This is a genomic window from Pseudomonas sp. A0308 (assembly GCF_044218815.1).
Lineage (GTDB): Bacteria > Pseudomonadota > Gammaproteobacteria > Pseudomonadales > Pseudomonadaceae > Aquipseudomonas > Aquipseudomonas iridis.
The window spans coordinates 2,782,805-2,798,814 of record NZ_CP162581.1 but is presented as its reverse complement, the minus strand read 5'-3'; the positions used below and the strand labels follow the sequence as shown (position 1 = coordinate 2,798,814).

General features: G+C 59.0%; 9 protein-coding genes. 3 read left to right on the top strand and 6 right to left on the bottom strand.

Annotated elements, in window-relative coordinates; genetic code table 11:
- The first annotated feature begins 274 nt into the window (after nucleotides 1-274).
- Nucleotides 275-595, top strand: coding sequence for a hypothetical protein (locus AB4P92_RS12855; RefSeq protein ID WP_395599484.1), 321 nt, complete (start codon nucleotides 275-277; stop codon nucleotides 593-595).
- Nucleotides 596-702: 107 nt separating this feature from the next.
- On the opposite strand, the gene AB4P92_RS12850 is transcribed toward AB4P92_RS12855, so the two are convergent.
- Nucleotides 703-1,116 (bottom strand): hypothetical protein, encoded by a 414-nt coding sequence (locus tag AB4P92_RS12850; protein WP_042557316.1) that lies wholly within the window; start codon nucleotides 1,114-1,116, stop codon nucleotides 703-705.
- Nucleotides 1,117-1,279: 163 nt separating this feature from the next.
- Here AB4P92_RS12850 and AB4P92_RS12845 point away from each other — a divergent pair, with 163 nt between their 5' ends.
- On the top strand, nucleotides 1,280-2,116 hold the full coding sequence (locus AB4P92_RS12845) for a 23S rRNA (adenine(2030)-N(6))-methyltransferase RlmJ (RefSeq protein ID WP_115145969.1): 837 nt from the start codon (nucleotides 1,280-1,282) through the stop codon (nucleotides 2,114-2,116).
- Between the two features lie 70 nt (nucleotides 2,117-2,186).
- On the opposite strand, the gene msrA is transcribed toward AB4P92_RS12845, so the two are convergent.
- The 5 genes from msrA to aceE all read right to left on the bottom strand — a co-directional run bounded on the left by msrA (nucleotide 2,187) and on the right by aceE (nucleotide 12,148).
- Nucleotides 2,187-2,837 carry a peptide-methionine (S)-S-oxide reductase MsrA gene (gene msrA, locus AB4P92_RS12840; RefSeq protein ID WP_042557318.1) on the bottom strand — a complete coding sequence of 217 codons (651 nt, stop codon included), beginning with the start codon at nucleotides 2,835-2,837 and terminating at the stop codon, nucleotides 2,187-2,189.
- A gap of 111 nt (nucleotides 2,838-2,948) precedes the next feature.
- On the bottom strand, nucleotides 2,949-5,645 hold the full coding sequence (locus tag AB4P92_RS12835; protein WP_395599483.1) for a putative bifunctional diguanylate cyclase/phosphodiesterase: 2,697 nt from the start codon (nucleotides 5,643-5,645) through the stop codon (nucleotides 2,949-2,951).
- A 254-nt stretch (nucleotides 5,646-5,899) separates the two neighbouring features.
- Nucleotides 5,900-7,294: an alkaline phosphatase D family protein gene (locus AB4P92_RS12830; RefSeq protein WP_395599482.1), complete on the bottom strand. Its 1,395-nt coding sequence runs from the start codon at nucleotides 7,292-7,294 to the stop codon at nucleotides 5,900-5,902.
- A gap of 274 nt (nucleotides 7,295-7,568) precedes the next feature.
- On the bottom strand, nucleotides 7,569-9,491 hold the full coding sequence (aceF, locus tag AB4P92_RS12825) for a dihydrolipoyllysine-residue acetyltransferase (RefSeq protein ID WP_395599481.1): 1,923 nt from the start codon (nucleotides 9,489-9,491) through the stop codon (nucleotides 7,569-7,571).
- An 11-nt stretch (nucleotides 9,492-9,502) separates the two neighbouring features.
- A complete protein-coding gene (gene aceE / locus AB4P92_RS12820) occupies nucleotides 9,503-12,148 on the bottom strand; it encodes a pyruvate dehydrogenase (acetyl-transferring), homodimeric type (protein WP_042557322.1) in 2,646 nt (881 codons plus the stop codon).
- Between the two features lie 384 nt (nucleotides 12,149-12,532).
- Here aceE and glnE point away from each other — a divergent pair, with 384 nt between their 5' ends.
- Nucleotides 12,533-15,472, top strand: coding sequence for a bifunctional [glutamate--ammonia ligase]-adenylyl-L-tyrosine phosphorylase/[glutamate--ammonia-ligase] adenylyltransferase (gene glnE, locus AB4P92_RS12815; protein ID WP_395599480.1), 2,940 nt, complete (start codon nucleotides 12,533-12,535; stop codon nucleotides 15,470-15,472).
- Nucleotides 15,473-16,010 lie beyond the last annotated feature (538 nt).

Below are 16,010 nucleotides of genomic sequence, written 5' to 3'. Positions count from 1 at the left end.
TGGGCGTTGGGTTGCAGGGGTAGGCTTTTCGTTGTCACTGCGAGAGTGGTGACAGGGTGTAGGAACCCTCGCTTTCATGGAGTCACAGTCGGTTGGATTATTGTGGCACTTGATTCAAGTCCGTAAGATCGTTCGCGGCGGCTGTGCGCGGGACACGCTTCGGCGTGACCGAGGTCCATGATTGCTCGGTTCCTACTCTTGCGCACAGCTGCCACCCAAACCTGTAGGAAGGTGCGTTTGGCTGCTCACGTTTATCAATCATGGAGCTAACAAAATGACGACTTTGCATCCCGATCCACCCTACGAAAAAATCATCCCCTATCCTGACAACCGCTTCATGGCCCTGACCGGCAATTGCAGCGACATGCCCACCCTGTTCATCGACACCCACGTCCCCCTCGACATCCTCCTGGACGCCGCCAACCATCGCCTGCGCGCCGTGATCCAGGTCCTGGAAAACATGTGCATGCGCGGCTCGGTCGAATGCGACTCCGTCATCCTCAGCGACTTCGCCCAGCTCTGCGTGATTCCGCTGCGCGACGGCTGTGATGTCCTGGATGTCATCGGCAAGCGGTTGCGCGCGATGCCTTCCTGAATTTTCAGGAGCAAAATCAAAAGATCGCAGCCTTCGGCAGCTCCTACATGAAATCCCCTGTAGGAGCTGCCGAAGGCTGCGATCTTTTGACGTTGAGGGTACGGCAGTCAGTCTGCGATGTAGCGATCCTGTGTCTTGATAAAACTGTCGAAAGCCTCTGAGTTGTAGACCTCCAGGCACCCATAAAAAACGACATTGCTGTTCGAGTGTTTGCTGATCGATGGTGTCTGCTTGTAGGCCGCATACACATAGTTTCTGGTTTCTTTATATGGATCGTGCAGCACTTGCAGCGTGTCTTCATTCTGCAGGACGGAGTGCATGCCTTTGCCCATGAACGAGTAAGCACCAGCGGACAGACCGATGTCCTTTTCCAAGGCTGAATTTTCTTTGAATGGCTTCAGGATGCAGTGACTCAAGCCGTAGTTCTTGAGCATTTGGCGGGCCTGCGCAATGTGGTTTTCGCCCGAAACAGCGTGCATTGAGCAGATCAGGCACAGAGAGAAAAAGATCGGGTGACGCATGGGTTGGACTTCCTGTCGGCGGGTACCTGCCTGTTAAGCGAGATAAATGACCTGTGGCGATGGGGTTGGGTCAGATTCTTAACATGTAAGAGGCCGCTCGGCTACCAACCCCTGACTTGCCGCCCGGTAAAAGGTAAACTTCGCGGCCTTCGCAGGAGCAATCATGAATTATCGTCACGCCTTCCATGCCGGCAATCACGCCGATGTGTTCAAACACCTGACCTTGACCCGCCTCATCGCCCTGATGTCGCGCAAGGAGCAGCCGTTTGCCTATCTCGACAGCCACGCCGGCATTGGTCTGTATGACTTGAAGGGCGATCAGGCCAACCGTACCGGCGAGTACCTGGAAGGCATTGCGCGCTTGTGGGATCAGCCGGACCTGCCGGCGCTGACCGCCGACTACATGAAAGTGCTGCACGAGATGAACCCGGATGGCCAGTTGCGCTACTACCCGGGTTCGCCGGAGCTGGCGCGGCGTCTGACCCGGCCACAGGATCGGGTGATGCTCAACGAGAAGCACCCTGAAGACGGCGTGCTGCTCAAAGACAACATGGCCGGCGATCGCCGTGTGAAAGTGCATCTGGGTGAGGGCTGGCATGTTGCGCGGGCGATGTTGCCGGTGCAGGAGAAGCGCGCGGTGATGTTGATTGATCCGCCGTTCGAGCAGCTCGATGAAATGCAGCGTTGTGCGGCGTCGATGAAAGAAGCCATTGGCCGGATGCGTCAAACCGTGACGGCGATCTGGTACCCGGTGAAGGATCAGCGTGCCTTGCGCCGTTTCTACCAGGACCTGGCCGGCACTGGCGCGCCGAAATTGTTGCGCGTGGAGTTGCTGGTGCATCCATTGGATACGCCGAACAGCCTGAATGGCTCGGGGATGGCGATTGCCAATCCGCCGTGGGGGCTGGAGGAAGAATTGCGTGAGCTGCTGCCGTGGTTGTCGAAGAAGCTGGGGCAGACCCAGGGTGGCTGGCAGATGGATTGGCTAATAGCGGAATAAAGCTGCGAGCTACAAGCTACAAGCTGAAGCGAACGCAACGCTTGCAGCTTGCAGCTCACGTCTTGCAGCTTTAGTTCGGCATGCACACGCCAGTGCCGCCAATCCCGCAGTAGCCTTCCGGGTTTTTCGCCAGATACTGCTGGTGATACGTCTCGGCAAAGTACACGGTCGGTGCCTGTTCGATCTCGGTGCTGATTTCACCCAGGCCCGCTTTCGACAGTTCAGCCTGATAGGTCGCTTTGCTCGCCAGCGCGGCATCCAGTTGCTCTGGCGAGGTCGCGTAGATCACCGAGCGGTACTGCGTGCCGATGTCGTTGCCCTGACGCATGCCCTGAGTCGGGTTGTGCAATTCCCAGAACATCGCCAGCAGTTCTTCGTAGCTGACTTGCGCCTTGTCATACACCACCAGCACCACTTCGGCGTGGCCGGTCAGGCCTGAGCAGACTTCTTCGTAAGTCGGGTTCGGCGTGAAGCCGCCGGCATAACCAACCACCGTGCTGACCACGCCTTCGCGCTGCCAGAAGCGACGTTCGGCGCCCCAGAAGCAACCCAGACCGAAGATTGCGAAATCGACGTCCTGGAAAAACGGGCCGAGCAGCGGGGTTTCTTCGAAGACGAAGTGCTTTTCAGGCAGGGTCATCGCGGTTTCGCGGCCGGGCAGAGCTTGTTCTTTAGTCGGGAGCACGTTTTTGTTCACCAGAATTTCCGAGCGCAGAACCATGATCGTTCCTCTCAGTCAGGATGGGATGTAAAAAAGTAGACCGCCAGTGTGCCCAAAGCTATCCGGATGCGCACTACCCAATGTAGGAGCTGCAGTGTTGGCGAGAAGGGTTTACAGGCAGAGCGGGCCGCGTGGGTAGCGTTTGAGGGTCTGGATCAGTTCGGCGCCGGGGATCGGCCGGTCGAACAGGTAGCCTTGACCCACATCGCAACGATGGCGACGCAGGAACGCCAGTTGCTCGGCGGTCTCGATGCCTTCGGCCACGACCTTGAGTTTCAGGTTGTGGGCCATGGCGATCACCGCAGAGGTGATTTCCATGTCGTCCTGGTTGTCGGGGATTTCGTGGATGAAGCTGCGATCGATCTTGATGACGTCGATCGGGAATTTTTTCAGGTAGCTGAGCGACGAGTAGCCGGTGCCGAAGTCATCCATGGCCAGGGTCAGGCCCAGGCGCTTGAGTTGATCAAGTTGCAAGTGCGTGTCTTCGGTGGCTTCCAGCAGCAGGCCTTCGGTCAGTTCCAGCTCCAGCAGATTGGCCGGCAGCGCTTCTTCCTTGAGGATGTTGGCGATGGACGCGACCAGATCCGGATCGGAAAACTGCTTGGGCGACAGATTGATCGCCACTTGCAGATTGCCCAGACCGGCAGCGGTCAGCGCTTTGCTCATGCGGCAGGCCTGACGGGCGATCCATTTGCCGATCGGAATGATCAGGCCGGTTTCTTCGGCGACGCTGATGAACTGGTCCGGACGAATCATGCCGCGCTCCGGATGATTCCAGCGCAATAGCGCTTCCATCCCCAGCAAGCGACCACTGCGCAGGCAGAGCTTGGGCTGGTAGAACACGTCCAGCTCGTTCTGGGTCAGGGCGCGCCGCAGGTTGTTCTCGACGAACAGCTTGTAGCTGGCCTCGGCGTTCAGCGCTTCGGTGAAGACTTGCACCTGATGCTTACCATTGGCTTTGGCCTTGTGCAGGGCCAAGCCAGCGTTACGCATCAGGGTTTGTGGGTCGCGGCCGTGCAGGGGCGCGCAGGCAAGGCCCACGGAGCCGGTGACGCTGATCAACTGGTTGTCGACGAACATCGGTTTGTCGAGGGTCATCAGCAACTGGCTGGCGATCTGCTGGCCGACCTCAAGGTCGGTGTCGTCGAGCAGCACCGCAAATTCGTTACTGGCGAACCGGGCGAGGCTGCCGCTCGAGCTCAGGCTGTTGCGCAAACGCCGCGCCAGACTGATCAGCAGTTTGTCGCCGGTCTGGTGGCCAAGGCTGTCGTTGATGCGCTTGAAGTTGTCGATGTCCACCAGCAGCAGGCTGATCGGAGTATCGGTATCGCGGGCGAAGCGTTCGTCGAGGTTGCGGATGAACGCCGGGCGGTTGCCGAGGTTGGTCAGGTTGTCGGTGTACGCCAGACGTTCGATGCGCTGCTGCGCCAGTTTGGTCTGGGTGATGTCTTCGTAGATGCCGATGTAATGGGTCAGCTCACGGTTGTCGCCGTAAACCTTGGAGATCGACAACTGCCCCCAGTAGGGTTCGAGGTTTTTCCGGCGGCTCTTGAATTCGCCCTGCCAGCTGTTGCTCTTGGCCAGCGCCGAGGGCGCGTCGAACAGCAGCTCGCTGAGGTTTTCCAGGGCCGGCAGTTCCGACAGGCGCTGGCCGTGGACTTCCTCGGTGGTGTACTGGGTGATCGCGGTGAAGCTCGGGTTGACGTACTCGACCACGCCGTCGCAATTGACCAGCAAAAAGGCATTGGCGCTTTGCTCGACCGCACGCTGGAACAGGTGCAGGGCGCTGGTGGCGGTGCGCCGGTTGTGGTTGTTGATGACTTGGGCGAACTGGTCGGCCAGTTCACCGGCGAAGGCGATTTCATCGGACTGCCAGGCACGGGTGACGCCGGTCTGCTCCAGACACAGCACGCCGACCACATGGCCGTCGACGCGGATGCTGGCGTCGAGCATGGCGTTGACGTCGCGCGGGCGAAGCGCTTCGGCCATCTCGCGGGTGCGCGGGTCACGCATGGCATTGTGTGCGTCGATGGCGCGGCTGCTGTGCAGGGCGTCCATGTAATCTGGGAAGCCGCTGATGTCGATCGCGTCCGGGATAATGTATTCCTGGGTCGCACGGTGGTAAGCCGAGATCGGCAGCAGTTGTTGGCCTTCAAGATTCCACAGGCTGGCGCAGTCGATTTCATAGATATCGCAGGCGCAGCGGGTGATCAGTTCGGCGGCTTCTTGCAGCGAGTTGTGCGTGCTGTAGCGCTGGCGGGCGAGCAGCAGAATCAGATCCTGCTGGGCACGTACCCGCTCCAGATGCTGCAGTTGTTCCTGCTGGGCACGCTGGTTGAGTTCGAGGGCGATTTGCAGGCGTGAATTCTGGGTTTCAAGATCAACTGAAGACAGCAGCGGCGTTTCGTCGAATACGTTATCGACCGCCAGCAAATAGCCGCGCAGCAAGTGCCGATTGTGCTGCTTGTAGGCTTCGCCGAGTTCCAGGATGGACAGCACGCCGGCAGGGGTGTGTAGAGTGTAACGCACCAGATAATGCGGGCTGGCACTGAGTTGCAGCTGGATCGTGTCGTGTAACTGATAGCGCGCTTCCGGCTCCATCAGGCTGGCGTAAGGCGAGCCGACAAGAGCACACAGCTCGACGGCCGGTTGACCGAATTGACGTTCGCAATTGGGATCAAGAAACAGCATTGCCCAGCTGGCTTCATTCAAGCGCTCGAAACGCAGCATGCCGAGCCGCGAGGGCACCGGCAATTGCGTCACTACCTCGGCCACCATACGGCTGGCGGCATCGGGTTGGCTTTTCATGGAGGGAAACTCGCTTGGAAATATGCTGAACGCGCTGGGCTCTCGCCCTCTTTACTGTTGCCTGCGGCAAGGTTGCATCATTGCGGCACTGACTGACAAGAGTGATGAAGGCCAAGTGCTATAAGAATGTGTCGGCCGCGCGGGGCATTTCTCCAGTGTCTGTCGGAAAAGAACGATTGATCGCAGCTTGCGACAGTTGCTACAGGGGCATTTGACCTTTGCAGGCGCTGCCCAAGGCTGCGATCTTTCAAGGCTTAACGCAGTTTTATGGCAATCGACTGTAGCTTCTTGCCATTCCGATCATGGTAATTGACCAGAATCTGATCGGCTTCCACCACCACATGGGCAAAGTTGTCCTCACTGACCACCGTGCTGGTCAGTTCATGCCGATAGTCCCCCGTCGCTGTGCGCACCAGCGGTTGATCGAGCATAAAAGTCGAGGCTTTGGCGTAGGGGAGCAATTTGCTGTTGCACAGTGGCGAGGAAACGATGGTGTGAACTTCAAAGTCCGGATCTTCGCTTTGGGTCAGACGCGCAGTCAGCGAGCCGTGCACGTCGCCCGAGACGAACACCACGTTTTTGATCCGCCGGGTGCGAATGGTTTCCAGAATGCGCAGGCGCTGTTCCGGGAAGGCTTCCCACGCATCGTCGCCAAGTCGTTTGCGATCCGGGTAGAACATCACGCTGGTCACTACGAATTTCACCCGCGCCGGACTGTTGATCAGCCACTCCAGCAGCGCGTGTTCTTGAGCCTCATCAAGGATGCGTCGATCATCGGGCGACAAGTTACGTCGAGTGCGGCTGTCGGTCACGAACCATTCGATGTCACCGTCGCTGAATTGATACCAGTAATGCTCAAGTACAGAGCGATTAATCTGGCCGTTAGTTGTCAGCGGATGCACCGGGCTGTGACTGGCTTGATACAACTCGTAGGCCGCCATGGCATTGCGATATAACGCGCCGTCGGACTTGCTCGCATTGGCCGGCCAGTTGTCTTCTATTTCATGGTCGTCGAGAATCATGTAAGTCGAAGTGCTGGACATCAATCGCTTTATATTGGGTTGCGAGAAGGCCGCGCGGTATTTACTGAGTATGTCCTTGTATTCGTGATCCGGTGCGAACAGGTTCATGTCGTCGACATAAATTTGATCGCCAGTCATTAGCGCGGCGCTGATCGGGGGTTGTGCGCCTTCGATCAATTGGTTGATGGACGCGAAGATCCGGTCGCCCAACTGGGGCAAGGAAGCAATGCCGGCGGTCATGCGCAAGTAGCGGCAGGAGCCGACAATGTAGGCCCTTGCGTGCATTGCTGTCGAGCGAGTGCGCAGACGGTAGATTTCCCGAGGCCACTGCAGGGGCAGCTCTGCCACCGAGTCCTGGGTATGAACCGGATTCATCGGGCTGAACCAGCCTGCTTGAAATTCGTATTCCGTATCGCTGCTCAAGTTGTTGAGTGCGAAAACTTCCGACATATCTCGCAGATCGCTCAGTTTGGCGAAAATACCGTTAGACCACTGTTGTGTGTCGGCGATGCGATAACGTATCCCGGAAAACACAGTAGCCTTGTCCTGGCGGTCGCCGCGGATAAATATGCGTGCATGATTAGTTGTTACATGGCCGATTATCGGGCCGATAGTTGGTTTTAGCATTTCGAATCCATTCGAATGAATTGCTGAATAAGTTTTAGTGTCAAGTTCGTTAAATAAACTTGCTGCGCCAAGGTTAGTTGTAAGTTGAATGAATAAGTCGGCGTAAAGTTGACTGGAGTCGTGGCCGATGTCAGCGCGACTTGTAGGAAAAACACGAAGCCTGGTTTATTTCAGGCAAAAAAAGCCCCGCCAATTGGCGGGGTTGAGGTACGAGCGTGTGGCGCTCGAAAACGTGGTGCACAAGCGGCCCTCCGTCGCCGGAGGGCCGCCTGGATTACAGCAGGATGGTGCGGATGTCCGCCAGCAGGCTGCCCAGACGCTGGGTGAAGCGTGCGGCAGCGGCGCCGTTGATCACACGGTGATCGTAGGACAGCGACAGCGGCAGCATCAGTTTCGGCTGGAAGGCTTTGCCGTCCCAGACTGGCTGGATGGTTGCCTTGGAAACACCGAGGATCGCCACTTCCGGCGCGTTGACGATCGGCGTGAAGCCGGTGCCGCCAATGTGGCCGAGGCTGGAAATGGTGAAGCAGGCGCCTTGCATGTCGTCAGCGGTAAGCTTCTTGTCGCGGGCTTTGGCGGCCAGCGCAGCGGCTTCGGCTGCCAGTTGCAACAGGCTCTTCTGGTCGACGTTCTTGATGACCGGTACCAGCAGGCCATCCGGAGTGTCGACGGCGAAGCCGATGTTGACGTACTTCTTGCGGATGATCGCCTTGCCGCTTGGTGCCAGCGAACTGTTGAAGTCCGGCAGCTCCTTGAGCATGTGCGCGCACGACTTGAGCAGCAGCGGCAGGATGGTCAGCTTGACGCCGGCCTTCTCTGCAACGGCTTTCTGTGCGACGCGGAACGCTTCCAGCTCAGTGATATCAGCCGAATCGAACTGAGTCACGTGCGGAATATTCAGCCAGCTGCGGTGCAGGCTCGACGCGCCGATTTGCATCAGGCGAGTCATCGGCACTTCTTCGATTTCGCCGAAACGGCTGAAGTCGACAACCGGAATCGGCGGGATGCCCGCACCACCGGTAGCGCCAGCAGCAGCGGCCGGTGCTTCCTTGGCCTTCTGCATCATCGCTTTGACGTAAACCTGCACGTCTTCTTTCAGAATACGACCGTGCGGACCGCTGGCGCCGACTGCGTTCAGCTCAACGCCGAATTCGCGGGCCAGTTGACGCACGGCAGGGCCGGCGTGAACTTTCGCGCCCGGCTTGGCCGGGGCGGCGGCTGGTGCGGCAGCAGCGGGTGCAGGTGCAGCGGCAGCTGGAGCCGGGGCAGCAGCAGGTGCCGCGCCTTTGACTTTCAGCTTCAGAATCAGGTCGCCAGTGCCGACTTCGTCATCCAGCTTGATGGAAACGCTTTCGACCACGCCAGCGGCAGGCGACGGGATTTCCATGCTCGCCTTGTCGGATTCCAGAGTGATCAGCGATTGATCAGCTTCGACGGTGTCGCCAGCCTTGACCAACACTTCGATGATCTTGGCCTTGCCGGCCGAACCGATGTCCGGAACATGGATGTCCTGAACGCTGTCAGCCACCGGTGCAGCTGGCGCGGCTGCCGGGGCAGGCGCAGCAGCAGCGGCTGGCGCAGCAGCCTGAGCCGGAGCGGCAGCAGCAGGGGCCGCAGCACCCGCCACTTCCAGATCCAGAATCAGGTCGCCGGTACCCACTTCGTCGTTGAGCTTGACGCTGATGGCCTTGACCACGCCAGCGGCAGGCGACGGGATTTCCATGCTCGCCTTGTCGGATTCAAGGGTGATCAGCGATTGATCAGCTTCGACGGTGTCGCCGACCTTGACCTGGATCTCGATGATCTGCGCCTTGCCCGACGAACCGATGTCCGGCACGTGCACTTGCTGAACCGAAGCGGCAGCAGGGGCAGCGGCTGGCGCGGCAGCAGCAGGAGCGGCAGCCGGTTTGGCTTCAGCTTTTGCAGCAGGCGCCGCGGCAGGCGCGGGGGCCGCTTCAGCGGCGCCCTCGACTTCCAGCTCCAGCAGTTCGTCGCCTTCTTTCAGACGGTCGCCCAGCTTCACTTTCAGGCTCTTGATGACGCCGGCTTTCGGGGCTGGCACTTCCATGCTGGCCTTGTCCGATTCCAGGGTCAGGATGCTCTGGTCGGCTTCGATACGGTCGCCGACCTTCACAAACAGTTCAATTACTTCACCTTCACCGCTGCCGATGTCAGGTACGCGAATGAGTTCGCTCACAAAATGTCTCCTCAGCAGTCCAGTGGGTTGCGTTTTTCCGGGTCGATGCCGAACTTGGTGATGGCTTCAGCCACAACCTTGGGTTCGATATCACCACGGTCAGCCAGTGCTTCCAGGGCTGCCAACACCACGAAATGACGGTCAACTTCGAAGAAATGACGCAGTTTCTTGCGGCTGTCGCTGCGGCCGAAACCGTCGGTGCCCAGGACCTTGAATTCCTTGGACGGTACCCACTGACGGATCTGCTCGGCGAACAGCTTCATGTAGTCGGTAGAGGCAATGACCGGACCTTTACGGCCGCTCAGGCACTCTTCAACGTAGCTCTTCTGAGGCTTCTGGCCAGGCTTGAGACGGTTGCTGCGCTCTACGGCCAGGCCGTCGCGACGCAGTTCGTTGAAGCTGGTGACGCTCCACACGTCGGCGCCGATGTTGAACTGTTCACGCAGGATCTTCGCCGCTTCACGCACTTCGCGCAGGATGGTGCCGGAGCCCATCAGCTGTACGTGGTGTGCTGCTTCGCGGGTGTCTTCTTCGAGCAGGTACATGCCCTTGATGATGCCTTCCTCTGCACCGGCCGGCATGGCAGGTTGCTGGTAGGACTCGTTCATCACGGTGATGTAGTAGAAAACGTCCTGCTGCTCTTCGGTCATCTTCTTCATGCCGTCCTGAATGATCACCGCCAGCTCGTAGCCGTAGGTTGGATCAAAGGTGCGGCAGTTCGGGATGGTGGCAGCCAGGATGTGGCTGTGACCGTCTTCGTGTTGCAGGCCTTCACCGTTCAGGGTGGTCCGGCCCGCGGTGCCGCCGATCAGGAAGCCACGGGTACGGCTGTCGCCTGCTGCCCAAGCCAGGTCGCCAATACGCTGGAAGCCGAACATCGAGTAGAAGATGTAGAACGGCAGCATTGGCTGGTTGTGGCTGGAGTACGAAGTACCGGCAGCGATGAAGGAGCTCATGGCGCCCGCTTCGTTGATGCCTTCTTCGAGGATCTGGCCCTTTTTGTCTTCCTTGTAGAACATCACCTGGTCTTTATCGACTGGCTCGTAGAGCTGGCCGACGGACGAGTAGATGCCCAACTGACGGAACATGCCTTCCATACCGAAGGTACGGGCTTCGTCCGGGATGATCGGCACGATACGCGAGCCGATTTCCTTGTCCTTGACCAGTTGCGCGAGGATCCGCACGAAAGCCATGGTGGTGGAGATTTCACGGTCGCCCGAGCCGTCGAGGATAGCCTTGAGGGTGTCGAGTGGCGGTGTAGGAATGTCGAAGGACTTGGCGCGGCGCTGTGGCACGAAACCGCCCAGTGCAGTGCGGCGCTCGCTCAGGTAGCGGGCTTCGGCGCTGTTTGGCTCTGGCTTGAAGAACGGCAGGTTCTCCAGCTCTTCGTCCTTGACCGGGATGTCGAAGCGATCGCGGAACAACTTCAGGCTGTCGACATCGACTTTCTTGGTGTTGTGCGCAGTGTTTTTCGCTTCGCCGGCACCAGTGCCATAACCCTTGATGGTCTTGGCCAGGATGACGGTTGGTTGTTCTTTGTGGTTGACCGCTTCGTGGTACGCCGCGTAGACCTTGTACGGGTCGTGGCCGCCACGGTTGAGTTTCCAGATCTCGTCGTCGGACAGATCGGCAACCATCGCCTTGAGTTCTGGCGAGTTGAAGAAGTGTTCACGCACGAACGCGCCGTCTTTGGCTTTGTAGTTCTGGTACTCGCCGTCGATGACTTCATCCATGCGACGTTGCAGGATGCCGTCGACGTCTTTGGCCAGCAGTGGGTCCCAGAAACGGCCCCAGATGACTTTGGTCACGTTCCACTGAGCACCGCGGAACACGCCTTCGAGTTCCTGGATGATCTTGCCGTTACCGCGAACCGGGCCGTCGAGGCGCTGCAGGTTGCAGTTGATGACGAAGATCAGGTTGTCGAGCTTCTCGCGGCCAGCCAGGGAGATGGCGCCCAGGGATTCTGGTTCGTCGCACTCGCCGTCGCCCAGGAAGCACCAGACTTTTTGCTTGCCTTCCGGGATGAAGCCGCGAGCTTCCAGGTACTTCATGAAACGTGCCTGGTAGATCGCCTGGATCGGACCCAGACCCATCGATACGGTCGGGAACTGCCAGAAGTCAGGCATCAGCCAAGGGTGCGGGTAGGACGACAGGCCCTGACCGTCTACTTCCTGGCGGAAGTTGTTCATCTGGTCTTCGGTGATGCGGCCTTCCATGAATGCACGGGCGTAAACGCCTGGCGAGGTGTGGCCCTGGAAGTAGATTAGGTCGCCGCCGTGTTCGTCGGTCGGGGCCTGGAAGAAGTAGTTGAAGCCGATGTCATACAGGGTCGCACTGGAAGCGAAGCTGGAGATGTGACCACCCAGGTCAGAATCTTTCAGGTTCGTACGCATTACCATGGCCATCGCGTTCCAGCGTACCAACGAGCGAATGCGGCGTTCCATGAACAGGTCGCCAGGCATGCGTGCTTCGTGGGTCACGGGGATGGTGTTGCGGTAAGGCGTGGTGATGGCGTAAGGGAGCTGCGAGCCGCTGCGGGTCGCGAGTTCGCCCATACGGGTCATCAGATAGTGAGCACGGTCTTCGCCTTCTTTGTCGAGAACCGATTCCAGGGCGTCCAGCCATTCCTGGGTTTCGACGGGATCGAGGTCTTGCATGGCTTGCTCCAGGGCGGAAAGGCTTCCAGAATCGGTTGCCTGAGTTTGCGACTGGCCTTGTGGGCAGACGATTTAAAATTCTTGGATTGCCGACAGGTTGTTCCGGCGGCGTGTAGTTTTACTACAAATCTTCCGGCATTTCAGCCTTTCGAATGTATAGACGAGTAGTAAAACTACAGATGAAAGGCTTGTGGCCTCCGACTACGTTGTGAGAATAATCGTTAAGGTTGGTCGATTGCCATCCGAAAAAGGTGAAAGTTTGATGCTGGCTGCCAAAGAAAAAGAAATATCAGCTATTTCTAACTTTTGTTCGACAGTCCTTCAGGTAGCGGGTTTTCACCGTTCACTACAAGCGGCCATTTACACGCCGATCAAGGATAGACCATGACCCTGCCCGTGCTTGCCGAACTGCCTGCCATTCTCCTGCCGTTGGTCACTCGATCCGAGCAGTCGTTCCGTACGGCCGTCGCCGCGCTTGAAGACGATCATGGCTTCTCGAACTGGACATCCGAACGCTGGGCGCAATTTGCCCGCGTCACCGGCGCCAGCGAGTTCGTCATTGAACAGAGCGTTCGTGACCCTTTGATGTTACTGACGCTGGTGCAGTCCGGTGAGCTCGACCGGCCGTTTGCCCCCGGCGAATTGTGCGCGCAAATAGCCTCTGCAGTGGCGGCCGCCGAGACCGAAGATGAGCTCGGTCACGTCCTGCGCCGTCAGCGCGCACGCCATCAGGTGCGGATTATCTGGCGTGATCTAACCCGTCAGGCCGATCTCGTGCAGACCTGTCGTGATCTGTCGGACATGGCTGATGCCTCCATCGATCAGGCCTATCAATGGTTGTACAGCCGCCATTGTCAGCAGTTCGGCACGCCGACCGGGCGTCGCAGCGGTTTGCCACAGCAGATGGTCATTCTCGGCATGGGCAAGCTCGGCGCGGTTGAGTTGAACCTGTCCTCGGACATCGACCTGATCTTCGCCTACCCCGAGGGCGGCGAAACTGTTGGCGTGAAGCGCGCGCTGGATAATCAGGAATTCTTCATCCGTCTGGGCCAGCGCCTGATCAAGGCGCTGGACCCGATGACCGTCGATGGTTTCGTCTTCCGTGTCGACATGCGTCTGCGTCCATATGGTTCATCGGGCGCGCTGGTGCTGAGCTTCAATGCGCTGGAGCAGTATTACCAGGATCAGGGTCGCGACTGGGAACGCTACGCAATGATCAAGGCTCGCGTGGTGGCCGGCGATCAAGTGGCGGGTGCGCAGTTGCTCGACATGCTGCGGCCGTTTGTTTACCGGCGTTATCTGGACTTCTCGGCAATCGAAGCGCTGCGCACCATGAAGCAGCTGATTCAGCAGGAAGTCCGGCGCAAAGGCATGGCCGACAACATCAAGCTCGGTTCCGGTGGGATCCGCGAGGTCGAGTTCATCGCCCAGGCTTTTCAACTGATCCACGGCGGGCGCGATCTGAGTCTGCAACAGCGTCCTCTATTAAAGGTGTTGAGCACGCTGGAAGGTCAGGGTTATCTGCCACCCGCGGTGATCAGCGAGTTGCGCGAGGGGTATGAATTTCTGCGTTACACCGAGCACGCGATCCAGGCGATTGCCGACCGCCAGACCCAGATGCTGCCGGATGGCGCTCAGGATCAGGCGCGTATCGCATTCATGCTCGGGTTTGCCGACTGGGAAGCCTTCCACGAAAAACTGATGTTCTGGCGCGGCCGGGTGGCCTGGCACTTTGCGCAGGTGATCGCTGATCCTGATGAGGAAGAGGGCACCGAAAGCGAAGTGGTGGTTGGCGGTGAATGGCTGCCGTTGTGGGAAGAGGCGCAGGACGAAGAGGCTGCCTGCCGTCAGTTGGAGGAGGGCGGTTTCAGCGATGCACCGAAAGCGCTGAAGGCCTTGGCCGGGCTGCGCGGCAGTCCGCAATTGCGGGCGATGCAGCGTCTGGGGCGCGAACGTCTGGATTTGTTCATCCCGCGCCTCATCGCCCAAGCGGTTGAGCATGACAACCCGGATCTGGTGCTGGAGCGTGTGCTGCCGCTGGTTGAAGCAGTGGCGCGGCGCTCGGCGTACCTGGTGTTGCTGACGGAAAACCCCGGTGCGCTGCGTCGCTTGTTGACGTTGTGTGCGGCAAGTCCGTGGATTGCCGAACAGATCACCCGCTTTCCGCTGTTGCTCGATGAATTGCTCAACGAAGGACGCTTGTTCAAGCCGCCATTGGCGCCGGAACTTGCCGCTGAATTGCGCGAGCGTCTGACGCGGATTCCCGAAGACGACCTCGAACAACAGATGGAAGCCCTGCGCCATTTCAAACTGGCGCACCGCTTGCGCGTCGCCGCGTCGGAAATCGCCGGCAGTTTGCCGCTGATGAAGGTCAGCGATTATCTGACCTGGCTGGCCGAGGCAATTCTTGCGCAAGTGCTGGCGCTGGCCTGGCGCCAGACCGTGGCCAAGTACGGCACGCCGTTGCGTACCGACGGTACGTTGTGCGATCCCGGGTTCATCATTGTCGGTTACGGCAAAGTCGGCGGCCTGGAATTGGGGCATGGTTCGGACCTCGATCTGGTGTTCATCCACGACGGCGATCCACAGGCAGAAACCGATGGCCCGAAACCGATTGATGGCGCGCAATTCTTCACGCGGCTGGGGCAGCGGATCATCCACTTGCTGACGGCGCAGACCAACTCCGGTCAGCTTTATGAAGTGGATATGCGTTTGCGGCCGTCCGGTGCGTCGGGGTTGCTGGTGAGTTCGCTGGGTGCGTTCGCCCGCTATCAGGAAAACGAAGCCTGGACGTGGGAGCATCAGGCTCTGGTGCGGGCGCGGGTGCTGGTCGGCAGCCAGGATGTCGGGCAGGCCTTCGAGAAGGTTCGCGCCCAAGTGCTGGGTAAAACCCGGGACCTGGCCAAGCTGCAGCAGGAAGTCAGCGAGATGCGCGCGAAGATGCGCGATAACCTCGGCAGCAAGAGCACCGCAGCCGGCACCGCGGCGAACGCCTTCGAGGCCACGGCGCCGTTCGACCTCAAGCAGGACGCCGGAGGTATCGTCGATATTGAATTTATGGTGCAATACGCGGCTCTTGCGTGGTCGCAAAGCCACCCGCCATTGCTGCGCTGGACCGATAACATCCGCATTCTGGAAGAGCTGGAGCACGAAGGGCTGATGCCTGCCCAAGATGCCAGTCTGTTGCGTGAGGCCTATAAAGCCTACCGCTCCGCCGCCCACCGGCAGGCCTTGCAGAAGGACGCCGGGGTGATTGCAGGCGACCAGTTTGCTGAAGAACGGCGACAGGTTTTGCGAATATGGCGTGAGCTGGGGCTAAGCTGAAAAAGGCCAGTGAGGGCTGTGAGATTCAAATGTGGGAGCGAGCCTGCTCGCGAAAACGGAGTGTCAGGCGACATTGATGCTGGATGTGCCGGCCCTTTCGCGAGCAAGCTCGCTCCCACAGTGATCTGCGGTGAATCGCGGATGTTGGAACGGATGCAAAACCCTGTGGGAGCTGGCTTGCCAGCGATAGCGGAGTATCAGACGACAATAATGTTGAATGTGACGACCCCATCGCGAGCAAGCTCGCTCCCACAGTGATCTGCGGTGAATCGCGGATGTTGGAACGGATGCAAAACCCTGTGGGAGCTGGCTTGCCAGCGATAGCGGAGTATCAGGCGACATTGATGCTGGATGTGCCGGCCCTTTCGCGAGCAAGCTCGCTCCCACAGTGATCTGCGGTGAATCGCGGATGTTGGAACGGATGCAAAACCCTGTGGGAGCTGGCTTGCCAGCGATAGCGGAGTATCAGACGACAATAATGTTGAATGTGACGCCCCCATCGCGAGCAAGCTCGCTCCCACAGTAGATCTACAGTGTT

Excerpts from the sequence above, each read along its gene's own strand:
- AB4P92_RS12855 (WP_395599484.1), top strand. The coding sequence starts at position 275 with ATGACGACTTTGCATCCCGATCCACCCTACGAAAAAATCATCCCCTAT.
- AB4P92_RS12850 (WP_042557316.1), bottom strand. The coding sequence starts at position 1,116 with ATGCGTCACCCGATCTTTTTCTCTCTGTGCCTGATCTGCTCAATGCAC.
- AB4P92_RS12845 (WP_115145969.1), top strand. The coding sequence starts at position 1,280 with ATGAATTATCGTCACGCCTTCCATGCCGGCAATCACGCCGATGTGTTC.
- msrA (WP_042557318.1), bottom strand. The coding sequence starts at position 2,837 with ATGGTTCTGCGCTCGGAAATTCTGGTGAACAAAAACGTGCTCCCGACT.
- AB4P92_RS12835 (WP_395599483.1), bottom strand. The coding sequence starts at position 5,645 with ATGAAAAGCCAACCCGATGCCGCCAGCCGTATGGTGGCCGAGGTAGTG.
- AB4P92_RS12830 (WP_395599482.1), bottom strand. The coding sequence starts at position 7,294 with ATGCTAAAACCAACTATCGGCCCGATAATCGGCCATGTAACAACTAAT.
- aceE (WP_042557322.1), bottom strand. The coding sequence starts at position 12,148 with ATGCAAGACCTCGATCCCGTCGAAACCCAGGAATGGCTGGACGCCCTG.
- glnE (WP_395599480.1), top strand. The coding sequence starts at position 12,533 with ATGACCCTGCCCGTGCTTGCCGAACTGCCTGCCATTCTCCTGCCGTTG.